General features: G+C 51.2%; 12 protein-coding genes. 6 read left to right on the forward strand and 6 right to left on the reverse strand.

What is annotated here, in order from left to right:
- Positions 1–22: 22 nt before the first annotated feature.
- The 5 genes from uhpC to rraB form a co-directional block, all read right to left on the reverse strand.
- Positions 23–1,351: an MFS transporter gene (gene uhpC, locus IX31_RS15190; protein WP_034459601.1), complete on the reverse strand. Its 1,329-nt coding sequence runs from the start codon at positions 1,349–1,351 to the stop codon at positions 23–25.
- Between the two features lie 9 nt (positions 1,352–1,360).
- On the reverse strand, positions 1,361–2,863 hold the full coding sequence (gene uhpB, locus IX31_RS15195) for a signal transduction histidine-protein kinase/phosphatase UhpB (protein ID WP_034459602.1): 1,503 nt from the start codon (positions 2,861–2,863) through the stop codon (positions 1,361–1,363).
- Positions 2,863–3,453 carry a response regulator transcription factor UhpA gene (gene uhpA / locus IX31_RS15200; protein ID WP_034459603.1) on the reverse strand — a complete coding sequence of 197 codons (591 nt, stop codon included), beginning with the start codon at positions 3,451–3,453 and terminating at the stop codon, positions 2,863–2,865. Before uhpA ends, uhpB begins: the two co-directional genes overlap by 1 nt.
- 112 nt (positions 3,454–3,565) lie before the next feature.
- A complete protein-coding gene (gene miaE, locus IX31_RS15205) occupies positions 3,566–4,327 on the reverse strand; it encodes a tRNA isopentenyl-2-thiomethyl-A-37 hydroxylase MiaE (RefSeq protein WP_034459605.1) in 762 nt (253 codons plus the stop codon).
- 56 nt (positions 4,328–4,383) lie between these two features.
- A complete protein-coding gene (gene rraB / locus IX31_RS15210; RefSeq protein WP_034459608.1) occupies positions 4,384–4,812 on the reverse strand; it encodes a ribonuclease E inhibitor RraB in 429 nt (142 codons plus the stop codon).
- A 163-nt stretch (positions 4,813–4,975) separates the two neighbouring features.
- Between rraB and argF (IX31_RS15215) the strand changes: the two genes are divergently transcribed.
- Positions 4,976–5,983 (forward strand): ornithine carbamoyltransferase, encoded by a 1,008-nt coding sequence (gene argF / locus IX31_RS15215; RefSeq protein ID WP_034459611.1) that lies wholly within the window; start codon positions 4,976–4,978, stop codon positions 5,981–5,983.
- A 150-nt stretch (positions 5,984–6,133) separates the two neighbouring features.
- Here argF (IX31_RS15215) and IX31_RS15220 read toward each other — a convergent pair whose 3' ends face one another.
- Positions 6,134–6,586, reverse strand: a complete 453-nt coding sequence (locus IX31_RS15220; RefSeq protein ID WP_034459613.1) for a NanQ anomerase/TabA/YiaL family protein — start codon at positions 6,584–6,586, stop codon at positions 6,134–6,136.
- A gap of 672 nt (positions 6,587–7,258) precedes the next feature.
- On the opposite strand from IX31_RS15220, the gene arcA reads away from it, so the two are divergent.
- The 5 genes from arcA to IX31_RS15245 all read left to right on the forward strand — a co-directional run bounded on the left by arcA (position 7,259) and on the right by IX31_RS15245 (position 12,704).
- Positions 7,259–8,479 carry an arginine deiminase gene (gene arcA / locus IX31_RS15225; RefSeq protein WP_034459615.1) on the forward strand — a complete coding sequence of 407 codons (1,221 nt, stop codon included), beginning with the start codon at positions 7,259–7,261 and terminating at the stop codon, positions 8,477–8,479.
- Between the two features lie 17 nt (positions 8,480–8,496).
- Positions 8,497–9,408, forward strand: coding sequence for a carbamate kinase (locus tag IX31_RS15230; protein ID WP_034459618.1), 912 nt, complete (start codon positions 8,497–8,499; stop codon positions 9,406–9,408).
- Between the two features lie 110 nt (positions 9,409–9,518).
- Positions 9,519–10,523 carry an ornithine carbamoyltransferase gene (argF, locus tag IX31_RS15235; RefSeq protein ID WP_034459620.1) on the forward strand — a complete coding sequence of 335 codons (1,005 nt, stop codon included), beginning with the start codon at positions 9,519–9,521 and terminating at the stop codon, positions 10,521–10,523.
- Between the two features lie 75 nt (positions 10,524–10,598).
- Entirely contained in the window at positions 10,599–12,068 is a 1,470-nt protein-coding gene (gene arcD / locus IX31_RS15240) for an arginine-ornithine antiporter (RefSeq protein WP_034459623.1), read from the forward strand.
- A 156-nt stretch (positions 12,069–12,224) separates the two neighbouring features.
- A complete protein-coding gene (locus IX31_RS15245; protein WP_034459626.1) occupies positions 12,225–12,704 on the forward strand; it encodes an arginine repressor in 480 nt (159 codons plus the stop codon).
- The last annotated feature ends 240 nt before the right edge of the window (positions 12,705–12,944 follow it).

The raw sequence follows: 12,944 nt of genomic DNA on the forward strand, positions 1-12,944 counted from the left end.
CGGGGTAAAAAGGTGAGATGTATCACGCTTCACTACGGACGCGTGGGGACTGGGCGTTCAGGAACGGCAGCAACAGCAGCGCAGAAATACCTGCCGCGATGGCGATCACCGCGAAATAACCGTTCCAGTGCCAGATATCGATCACGCGCGCCAGCGGCCAGCCAGATAAAGATGCACCGAGGTAAGCGAACAAGCCAACAAAGCCGGTCGCAGCCCCGGCAGCCTCTTTATGCGAGCACTCCGCTGCCGCCATACCGATAAGCATCTGCGGGCCAAACACAAAGAAGCCCGTGGTGAAGAAACAGGCCGCCTGCATCACGTAGCTGGCAAACGGCATCAGCCATAGCGAGCCTACCGAGAGCAAAATCCCGGCGGCAAATATCAGGTTCATCGGCCCACGGTTGCCATTGAAGAGTTTGTCCGATCCCCAGCCTGCCACCAGTGCACCGATAAACCCACCCAACTCAAACATCGTTACCGCCGAGTTCGCCGTGACCAGATCCACGCCCAGCGTTTCCGACATGTAGAGATTACCCCAGTCGTTGATTGCCGCCCGCACAACGTAAACCAGGACATAACACAGTGACAGCAGCCAGATATAGGGATTCCCCAGCACGTATTTGTAGAGGATTTCCCGGCGCGTCAGCCCTGCACCTTCCTGCTGTTGGGCGATTTCCAGTTCGTCGTGCCGCCAGTCACCTATCGGCGGTAAGCCCACGGTTTGCGGGCGATCACGCAGACGCCAGCAGAGAAATAACCCGGCAAGAATAGCCAGCGAACCGGCGATCATCATCCCTGCACGCCAACCGTAGTGCAGCGCCGCGGCGCCGATGACTATCGGGATCAGCGCCCCACCGACGTTATGCGCAGTGTTCCATACAGCCCACCAGCCACCGCGTTCGGTACGGGAGTACCATGCCGTTAGCAAACGGGCGCATACCGGCGAACCCCAGCCCTGGAAAAAGGCATTCAGTACCCACAACAAGGCGAATGCCCAAAGGGAGGTGGAGAAACCAAAAAGGATGTTAACAACACCGGTAGCGATAAGCCCCAATCCCATGAAATACCTGGCGTTTGATCGGTCACTAACGATGCCAGAGAAAAATTTCGACAGCCCATAAGTGATGTAAAACAACGTAGCCAACAGACCGATATCGGTACGTGTCATCACGCCGCTGGCGAGAATTTCCGGTGCGGCGGCATTAAAGCTTTTACGGGTGAAGTAAAACAGGGCATAGCCCAGCCAGATGGTGATCAGAATGTGCCGGCGCCAATAGCTATAACGCGCGTCAATTTCGGCTTTATCGCTAACTGGTGTCGCCGCCGGTGGGGCTTTAAGGAAAGTGAACATCGTCAGTCCTTACGCGTATCGCAATGGCAAACTGACGCTGACGCGCGTGCCGTGAGTACAGGAAATAGTGAGCGTTCCGCCAATCGCCGTTACGCGTTCGCGCATGCCTGCCAGGCCAAAACCTTGCAGACCGGAGTCGGAAGGCAAGCCGCTGCCGTCATCTTCAATCACCAACATCAGCCGCATGTCCTGCTGCCAGCCATGAATCGTTACTGCACTGGCACTGGCGTGTTTAACAATGTTGTTCAGCCCTTCCTGGCAGACGCGGAACAGCGTAACGCGCTGGCTTTCGCTCAGTAGCGGCTCGTCGATTTTCCAGTCGAGGTGGCTCACGATGCCACAGCTTTCCAGCTCCATTTCCCGCATCAGCGAACGAATCGCCTGCTCCAGAGATAAATCATCCAGTTGGCGTGGACGCAGTCTTCCCAGCAGGCGGCGTACCGAATCGTAAATCCCAAGTGACAGCTGCTCGATATGCGCCCCACCCAATTTGACCCCTTCGTTTCCCGGGGCCAGGCGCTGCACAATACCCGCCTGGGTGCGAATCGCGGTAATGGTCTGGCCGATATCGTCATGGAGTTCACGCGCCACTTCGCGCCGCACGCTCTCTTCAGTTTCCAACAGGCGTTCAGCAAGGCGGCGATTGCGTGCAAGCTCAGTTTGCAGGGACTGGTTAAGCTCACGCAGACGCTGGATCCCAGCCCCCAGCAATAGCCCGGTCAGGCTTTGTGCCAGCAACGAAAGCAGTAGATCCACCGGGTGATCGTGCCAGGTTTGGCTGGCGATAAGCGCGATGGCGTTCATCAACGTCGCGATCAGCGCTCCCTGCCAGCCGTAATGCCAGGCCAGCGCGATAATGGGCAACGCCAGGCAAAATGGGGTAAAGCGGGAAAGTTCGTCAGGTAGCCCAAGTTGTAGCCACAGGCTGATCACAAACAGCAGCAGATACCAGATAAGGTGACGAGCACGCCAGTTCACCGGTTGTGAAACAACTCCTGGCCCCAGCGGCTGCCAGACGGTACTGGTCAGGTAATGCCAGATGACGAGGCAGGTTGGGGCCAGGGTTAACCCGCCGGTCAGCGTGAGCAACAGCGCGTTCAGGGTCTCCTCCCCTTGCCCGAGCCACGGCAACGACTGTAACAGTGCGGCGGCAATCAGCGCCCCGCCTTGACGGAGCAAAGTGCGCCAGTCACGCTGATGGCGGTAGCGGGAAATCAGAGCCACGGGCAGGAGAGTAAGCACTCCGCCAATCATCAACAGTGGAAGATGCGCCAGCGCCACTTCCTGCGCCAGCCAGCCGAGCATCAACCACTCTGCTCCGAGCAATACGGGCCAGTAGCCGCGCGGGCATTGCAGCATCAGCCCTAAGCGTAGGCCGAAGGGAAACAGCAGTACTGCAAGCTCAGGCCGTTCCACCAGGTGCAAGCTGATACTCCACAGGCAAAACCACGCGGCAGAAAAGATAAAAAAGCTGGCGACGATGGAGATAAGCCGGGAGAAAAAGGGTTGCATCACCATCCGTCAAACAGGCGATGAGCCAGTCCGACATCGTTACTGACGTTGAGTTTTTCCATCAGATTGGCGCGATGCACGTGAACTGTCTTAGGCGACAGCCCAAGTTCAGTGGCAATCTCTTTGACCGCCATGCCCTGGGCCAGTTTTTCTGCCACCTGGCGCTCGCGTTTGGTTAGCGGATCCTGCCGTCCGGCCGCCAGTTTAACGGCAATGTCTGGCGTCAGGTAGCAGCCGCCTGTCGCCACAGTATGGACAGCGGCAATCAGCTCATCCGGGCTACAGCGTTTTGACAAAAAGCCTCGCGCGCCGGCGTTTAAAGCCTGCTCCACCAGCGCCGGGCTGTCGTGAACCGACAACATAATCGTCGCCATCCCTTTTGGTAGCTGGCTGAGCAATTCCAGCCCGGAAATATCCGGCATCGAGATGTCGCAAATACACACCTGCACGCCGCGCCCTGGCAGCCCGGCCAGCGCTTCGCGCCCGGAGCCGAACTCAACCACAATCTGAAAATCCGGCTCCAGCCCTAACAGCTGTGCAAAGCCGGAGCGGACGATAAGGTGGTCGTCAATAAGGGCGATGGTTATCATGATACTTTCCAGGAAGGTAAAAACGCGCTTACCTTAGCGATAAGCGCGAAGCTGTTCAAGCCTTAAGCAATTCCAGGGAGGCCACAGACAGCGACAACTCAGATCCTGCTATTTAAGAGAAAGGTACGCCACTGTGAAAACGAAACTCTTCATCAGGGCTACTAATCAATGCCGCTTCGACCTCGCCAAAGAAACGCACACGATCGCTGATGTCCCCACCCGCAATCTGTTCAGCAAGCGCTAAATAATCCTGGTAATGTCGGGCTTCAGAACGCAAAAGCGACAAATAGAATTTCTGTAGTTCATCATCCAGATGCGGAGCCAGTGCGGCAAAACGCTCACAGGATCGCGCTTCGATGTACGCCCCACAAATCAGTTTATCCACCAGCATAACCGGCTCATGAGTACGCGTTTGGCTCAGCAGCGCTTTGGCGTAACGGCTGGCGGTCATTTTCACGTAGGGAATATTACGGGCGAGCATAATCTCGCGTACCTGCCAGAAGTGATGTAGCTCTTCTTTAATCAACAAAACCATACTGTCGATAAGTTGCTGGCCCCAGACACTCTGTGTTTGCGGCATGACGCTCTTGCTCAGGGTTTTATGCAACGCGATGAAATCAGGCTCAGCGCCCTCACGGAAAGCAAAATCTTCATAGGGTTTTAGCCAATCAAGTAAAAACTGCGCACTGCTTTTATCAGCGACATATTTGCGAATCAAAAACATCGCTGTTTGCGCAGCCTTGAGTTCGCACACCAGATGGTCAGTCAGCAACAATGGCAAATGCTCCGGCTGGCGGGCTTTTTCAATCCATGCATCAGGCGTTGGGCAGTGTAGAAAATTCAGTACCGGGGAGAGTAGTTGCGGGTAGTTCATAATGGGGAGTTATCTTTCCTTGATGTGCAGCGGCATTTACCGCTGCACAGAAGAGATTAGTGGCGTACGCCGTCGTCGTCTTCGTCGGCTAAATCTTCGTCGTCATCACCTTCTTCACCGTCTTCACCATTCGGATCTTCGTAGTAAGTGCCCCAACCGTCATACTCCACACCGAATTTCTCAGCGAGGTTCAGCAGTTGTTCTACTTGCTCATCCAACAGCTCAGCTTTTAACGCACATTCGCTCAGCACGTCACAGCAGATAACGGTATCACCCTCTTCCACTTCAAGCTCTTCCGGGTCAGTAACTTCGTAACCCATTTTGAAAGCTTCAACAGCTGCTTTTTCAAGAGTTTCGAAGTCATCTGCGGAAAGGTGATGCTCAATAGTGTACAGCGCGTCAGGATCGCTGCCGTCTTCCAGTAATTCTTCAATAATCAAACGCGTTTCTTCGCGTTGCTCTTCGAGCAGTTCTGGATTTGCCATGGCCCTTTCCTCAATTTGTAGGCAGATACTTCTATTTTCACACACGGCTGAGTTTGCCTCCACCTTTCCCGGTAAAGTTTTTACATAGGGGGTTGCAAATGAATATTCATACATATAAATTGAATATTAATTCAATAAATGGCTTGTGCCATGCGAGGAAAATATGAGTCATTTCTACCAAAAGCATTTTCTTAAATTACTGGATTTCACTCCTGCACAGCTTCATGAATTACTTACGCTTTCTGCCAAACTAAAAAACGACAAGAAAAAAGGCACTGAAGTTCAGCACCTTACTGGAAAAAACATCGCGCTCATCTTCGAAAAAGACTCGACTCGTACGAGGTGCTCTTTCGAAGTTGCCGCATTTGACCAGGGCGCTCGCGTCACTTATCTCGGCCCAAGCGGAAGCCAGATTGGGCATAAAGAATCAATTAAAGATACGGCTCGTGTATTAGGCCGTATGTACGATGGTATTCAGTATCGTGGATTTGGTCAGGAAATCGTTGAAACGCTGGCGCAGTTTGCCGGTGTCCCGGTATGGAATGGCCTGACGAACGAGTTTCACCCTACGCAATTACTGGCCGATTTACTGACGATGCAGGAACAACTACCTGGCAAAACCTTCCAGGAGATGACACTGGTTTACGCCGGAGATGCGCGTAACAACATGGGAAACTCCATGCTTGAAGCCGCCGCATTGACCGGGATGGACTTACGTTTAGTTGCACCGCAGGCTTGCTGGCCAGATGAAAATCTGGTGGCGGAATGCCAGGCTATGGCCGCACACAACGGTGGGAAAATCACCCTGACGGAAGATATCGCCGCAGGTGTGAAAGGCGCTGACTTCATTTATACCGATGTGTGGGTATCAATGGGCGAGGCCAAAGAGAAATGGGCTGAGCGTATTAACCTGCTGCGCCCTTATCAGGTAAATAGCGCGATGCTGGCGCTGACCGGCAATCCACAGGTGAAATTCCTGCACTGCCTCCCTGCATTCCATGATGACCAGACCACGCTTGGTAAACAGATGGCGGAGCAATATGGCCTGCATGGTGGTATGGAAGTGACGGACGAAGTGTTTGAGTCGGCAAATAGCGTCGTGTTCGATCAAGCTGAAAACCGTATGCACACGATTAAAGCGGTGATGGTTGCGACACTTGCGAAGCTTTAATTTTCAGTGGCGGATGGTTGTAGCCATCCGCCACTGTATTTTAGTTGCATCGAGGCGGCAAAAGAAGGAATCCCGATGAGCTTACATAGGTAAGTGATTCGGTTGAGTGAGTGCAGCCAACAAAGAGGCAATTTGAAGTATGAAGGGTATTTAGGCCATCAACATCTTCACAACGACCTTACGCACCGGCGCAGGTTTGCCCACAGCACAAAGCGGCTTGTGAACCTCGCCTGGATAGAACACCACGAAATCCCCCTCATTTAATACGATGGTTTTTTCCTGCTCGCCTTCTGGCAGGAACGCGATGTCCTTATCAGCCAGCCAGTCAGTTTCCGGCGTGCCAGCGGGCAAGCAGCTAAACGTCATACCTTCCAGGCCGCGCATGACAATCTGAATATCCAGGTAGCGTTGGTGAAACTCTGCCGGACGCTCTTCAATTGGTTGGGTAGAGTCTTCAGAAACCAACATAAACAGACGGTTACCGTCAATATCATGTTTGCCTAATGGGGTTTCAGGAGTGATGTGCTGTTTAACATGCTCAATCGCCTGACGCAGTTCTTCAGGAAGCCAGGATTGCAAAGAATGAATGTTGCCAATAATCATGATAATTACCTTTTTGAAACGATGTTTTATTACGGTATTTATACGAGCATTCCCCTTTTGCCGCCATGAGTTTTTTAAGAAAATCTGTGCTGGCGCATGTTTAGCGCAAAACATGTTACAGCTTTGTATCAGTCATGAAGTTTTTATGCATGAAAAAAGCATAACCTCAAAATCGAACCTGTCAGACGACCGCGTAACCACCTGTTTAAAAAACAAAATAATTTAAAACTAACCCCCAGTCACATTTTAAATTTGGTAAGTAAGTGCAAGTTTAGTCATAACTATTTTGTTTATTTTCCCATGCTGTGGATGAAAAATACGGCTTTATGCATAGTTATATTTAAATTTTAAAATACCACTAAATTTCAATAAGTTAAAAAACGCCACTTTAGTTACCCAATAACATTGGGTTAACACTAATAAAATAGAATATGCATAATTTCGCGTAGTTATTCAGACTGGTTAATGACTTTATTTATAATTCCATGACAGCTATCAATTAATTAACAGAGAATTTAAAAGTCCCTTGAGCTCGTGATTAAGCTCACATTAAATATCCCTTGTGAAATTAACATACGCCTCGAAGACATTTCGAAAGCCTATTTAACTTGCGGTAATAATTAATTATTACCACTGATATTTTCATCTCAGTATTAATGCAAAGGAATAGTCATGGACAAGCACTATGTTGGTTCCGAAATTGGACAACTTCGCAGTGTAATGCTGCATCGCCCTAATCTGAGCCTGAAAAGACTCACCCCTTCTAACTGCCAGGAATTATTATTCGACGACGTTTTATCTGTAGAACGTGCTGGCGAAGAACACGATATATTTGCTAATACGTTACGCGGTGAGGGGGTTGAGGTTTTATTACTGACAGACCTTCTGACTCAAACCCTGGATGTCAGCGATGCCAAAGCATGGCTGCTGGCGACTCAGATTTCTGACTACCGCCTTGGCCCAGCATTTGCCTCGGACATTCGCAGCTGGCTTGCAGATATGCCACATCGTGAATTAGCTCGCAGACTGAGCGGTGGCCTGACTTATGGTGAAATTCCAACTTATATTCAAAATATGGTTGTCGATACCCATGAAGTCACCGACTTTATTATGAAACCGCTGCCGAACCATTTATTCACCCGCGATACTTCCTGCTGGATTTATAATGGCGTATCTATCAACCCAATGGCCAAAGCCGCACGCCAACGTGAAACAAATAACCTGCGAGCAATTTACCGTTGGCATCCATTATTTACCGATGGAAACTTTATTAAATATTATGGCGACGACAATATTAATTATGACCACGCAACATTAGAAGGCGGTGATGTATTAGTCATTGGCCGTGGCGCGGTATTAATTGGTTTGTCTGAGCGCACCACTCCGCAGGGTGTGGAGTTCCTCGCTGAATCATTATTCAAACATCAACAGGCCACTCGCGTTATTGCCGTTGAACTGCCTAAACACCGCTCCTGTATGCACCTCGATACCGTGATGACACACATTGATATCGACACTTTCTCCGTCTACCCGGAAGTAGTACGCAAAGACGCCCAGTGCTGGACGTTAACCCCGGATGGCCGTGGCGGCATCAAACGCCATCAGGAGCCAAACCTGCTGCACGCCATTGAACAAGCGCTGGGTATCGATCAGGTCCGTTTAATCACCACTGGCGGTGATGCGTTTGAAGCTGAACGTGAACAATGGAATGACGCCAACAACGTGCTAACCGTGCGCCCAGGCGTGGTCATCGGCTACGAGCGCAATATCTGGACCAACGAGAAATACGACAAGGCAGGCATCAAAGTCTTGCCGATTCCTGGTGACGAACTGGGTCGTGGCCGCGGTGGCGCACGCTGCATGAGCTGCCCGTTAGAACGTGACGGTATTTAAGTCCTGGGAGAGATGAAATGGAACACAAACCGACACTGGTTGTCGCACTGGGCGGCAACGCGCTATTGAAACGCGGCGAGCCTTTGGAAGCGGAAATACAACGTAAGAACATTGATTTAGCGGCTAAAACCATCGCACAACTCACCTCCTCCTGGCGTGTAGTGCTGGTTCATGGCAATGGCCCACAAGTCGGGTTGCTGGCACTGCAAAACAGTGCCTATCAAAAAGTAACGCCATATCCGCTGGACATTCTTGGGGCCGAAAGCCAGGGAATGATTGGTTACATGCTACAGCAGTCGCTGAAAAATCAGCTGCCAAACCGGGAGGTCAGCGTACTGCTGACACAGGTTGAAGTGGACGCCAATGACCCCGCGTTCGAAAACCCAACGAAGTACATCGGCCCGGTGTATGACAAGGCGCAAGCCGACATGCTGGTTGCAGAAAAAGGCTGGACAGTTAAAGCCGACGGCCAGTATTTCCGCCGGGTAGTGCCATCCCCACAACCAAAACAGATTGTGGAAAGCGATGCGATCACAGCCCTTATCCAGCGCGATCACCTGGTGATTTGTAACGGTGGCGGTGGTGTTCCGGTAGTAGAAAAAGCCGACGGCTACCACGGTATCGAAGCGGTGATTGATAAAGATCTTTCCGCCGCATTGCTGGCACGCCAGATCGAAGCCGATGCGCTGTTGATCCTCACCGATGCCGACGCCGTATATCTCGATTGGGGCACGCCAACTCAACGACCAATTTCCCATACTACGCCGCAGGAACTGGATGCCATGAAATTCGATGCAGGTTCTATGGGGCCGAAGGTCGCCGCCTGCAGCAAGTTCGTAGCCCTTTGCCACGGTATTGCCGGAATTGGTGCGCTCGAAGATGGCCCGGCCATTCTGGCAGGCGAAAAAGGCACATTGATTCGCGAGTAGCTGGTTAAAGCATGTCGGGTGGCGCTGTGCTTACCCGACCTACAAAAGGCCGTTGTAGGGTGGATAAGCGAACGCGCTATCCACCATCAAAATTAAAAAGGATAACGAAAATGACCGTCAACTTAAAAAACCGCAACTTCCTGAAACTACTGGACTTCAAACCGGTAGAAATCCAGTACCTGATCGATCTGTCTCGCGAACTGAAAGCCGCCAAAAAAGCCGGTACTGAGAAGAAAACCCTGGTGGGCAAAAACATCGCGCTGATTTTTGAAAAAACCTCCACCCGCACGCGCTGTGCATTTGAAGTTGGTGCGTTTGATCAAGGTGCCCTGGTGACTTATCTCGGCCCAAGCGGCTCACAGATTGGCCACAAAGAATCAATGAAAGATACCGCCCGCGTATTAGGCCGGATGTATGACGGCATTGAATACCGTGGCTACGGCCAGGATATCGTCGAAGAACTGGGCGAGTATGCAGGTGTTCCGGTGTGGAACGGCCTGACCAATGAATACCACCCAACTCAAATTCTCGCGGATTTGATGACCATGCTTGAGCACGCACCGGATAAAAAACTTCAGGATATCGCCTTCGCTTATCTGGGTGATGCTCGCAACAACATGGGTAACTCCCTGATGGTGGGTGCGGCGAAGATGGGCATGGATATTCGCCTGGTGGCACCAAAAGCATTCTGGCCAGAACCTGCCCTGGTTGAACAATGCCGCGCTATCGCCAAAGAAACCGGTGGTCGCATCATGCTGACCGATAGCGTCGAAGAAGGCGTTGCAGGCGTTGATTTCCTCTACACCGATGTGTGGGTTTCTATGGGCGAGCCTAAAGAAGCCTGGGCTGAACGCGTCAGTATCATGACCCCATATCAGGTTAACCAGAATGTCATCAATGCCACTGGCAACCCGAACGTGAAATTCATGCACTGCCTGCCAGCCTTCCACAACGAACACACCAAAGTCGGTAAAGAAATCGAGCAGGAATACGGCCTGAAAGGGCTGGAAGTGACTGAAGAAGTCTTTGAGTCAGCACATTCCATTGTCTTCGATGAAGCCGAAAACCGTATGCATACGATTAAAGCCGTCATGGTTGCCACGCTCGGAGAGTAATTCGCACTGGCGGCGGGCTCTCTCTCGCCGCCAATCGTGCATTCATGCTGCATCCCACAGCAAGAGGAAAGGAAAATGGCCGATGCTACCCACGGAGATGTCGCCGCGACATCCACAACAAAAGAAACAAAATTAGGGCTTAGCGCGCTGGTTGCGCTGGTAATTGGTTCAATGATTGGCGGTGGGGTATTCAGCCTGCCGCAAAACTTTGGCTCCGTCGCCTCACCGGGCGCGTTACTCATTGGTTGGGTAATTACCGGAGTCGGGATGTTATGTCTCGCATTTATCTATCAAAATCTTAGCTCCCGTTGCCCGGAACTTGAAGGGGGTGTCTATAGCTACGCACGCGCTGGATTCGGCGATTTCATCGGCTTCCAGTCAGCCTGGGGCTACTGGTTCTCTGCCTGGCTGGGCAACGTTTCCTATGCGGTATTACTGTTTAGCGCGATGAGCTTTTTCATCCCGGTATTCGGCGATGGTAATAACCTGCCATCGATAATTGGCGCATCTATCGTGTTGTGGCTGGTACACGCACTGGTACTGCGCGGCGTACGTGAAGCGGCTTACATCAACACGATACTCACTGTTGTCAAAGTGGTTATCCTGCTGGTGTTTATCGTCGCGGTGTTGATAGCCTTTAAGATCGGTGTCTTCACAGCCGACTTCTGGGGCCGCATGATGCTCGTCAACGGCACAGCGCCTGAACTATTCGATCAGGTGAAAAATACTATGCTGGTGACCACATGGGTGTTTATCGGTATTGAAGGGGCGACCGTCGTTTCTGCTCGTGCCGCTAATCGTAGCGATATTGGTAAGGCCACGGTGATTGGTTTGCTGGGTGCACTGGCTATTTATGTGCTGGTCAGCGTGCTGTCGATGGGGATTTTGGATCAGGCGTCACTTGCCGGACTAAGAAACCCTTCTATGGCGGGTGTGCTGGAAAATGTAGTTGGGCCATGGGGCGCTAAATTTGTTGCTGGTGGCGTTATCCTTTCGGTTGCTGGTGCCCTGCTCGCCTGGACGCTTTTTGCCGCAGAATTGCCACGCGTAGCCGCCAAAGACGGTATCTTCCCGAAAGTCTTCGCCAAAGAGAACGCCAGACATTCACCGTCATTCTCGTTGTGGATAACTAACGGCTTAATCCAGTTATTCCTTATCCTCACACTGTTCTACGAAGCGGGTTACCAGGCGTTGTTCTCTATTGCAACCGCTGCCATTCTGCCGCCGTATCTGTTTAGCGCCGCCTATGGCCTGAAACTTGCCTGGACGGGCGAGCGCTACGCGAAAGGGGAATCACGCACCAGTGGCTTAATTCTCGGCGTTATCGCCACCGTTTATGGTTTCTGGCTTTGCTATGCCGCTGGCGACTCAATGCTACTGAGTTCGTTGCTATTCACCCCAGGACTTGTGGTCTTCCTGTGGCAGAAGAAACAGCAGGGGCAACAAATGCTGAAAAGTTATGAATGGGTAATCGCTGCGGCAATTCTACTGTTAGCAGCCTGGACGTTAAAACTGGTTGTATCCGGATCTATTCAGATTACTTGATAACTTTAACGCCCCGAAAGGGGCGTTAAATTCTAATAATAATATATTTAGCAACATTATTTATTGGTTAGATTGGATAAATCTGATCGAGCAAACGGTTTGGATTTATCAGCGGAGTAAATTAATAGCCTTAAAAATCAAGGAATGGTGAACACAATGAGAGTCTCACTCGCACCGTCAGAGAAAGATCACAACCAGCTTACTCTCTGCCAAAGGCTCATTGTCCATAAGAGTTATCACTCGCAAGAGGAACTGCGCCGCGACATGCAGCTTCATGGCTTTGAGAGCATCAGCCAATCGACCGTCTCCCGCCTTCTGAAATTGCTCGGCGTTATTAAAATACGTAACGCAAAAGGTCAGAAAATTTATGCATTAAATCCGCAATCTCAACCCGCACCGGATGCAGCGCGTTCAATAGCAGAGATGGTGATTAGCGTCGAACATAATGCTGAGTTTGTCATGATTCATGCCGTTCATGGATATGGGCGGGCCGTAGCAAGAATTCTCGATTATCGTGCCCTGCCAGAGATTTTAGGTGTGGTCGCGGGCAGCAGCATTGTATGGATTGCCCCGCGCGAGGTACAAAAAACAGCCCAGGTCCATCGGCGAGTTATGCAAACCCTTGGATTACATTAGAGTCGGATAACTATTCACAGCAACCGATTGCTAATGGCCAAAATATGTGAATTAATCCCTTGAAGTGTCCTCCTACATGCGTATAATGCGCCACAATTTGCCGGAGGAAGCATGGTCCAGTGTGTTCAAAAAATTGCCACACCACGTCGTCTAAAAGACGGCGCTAACCTGTTTTTCTTTCCGTTGCATCAATCAATTCCAAAGGCCCCTCATTGAGGGGCTTTTTTTTTGCCCGACGCC

The sequence above is a fragment of the Buttiauxella noackiae genome (assembly GCF_000737905.1).
GTDB lineage: Bacteria > Pseudomonadota > Gammaproteobacteria > Enterobacterales > Enterobacteriaceae > Buttiauxella > Buttiauxella noackiae.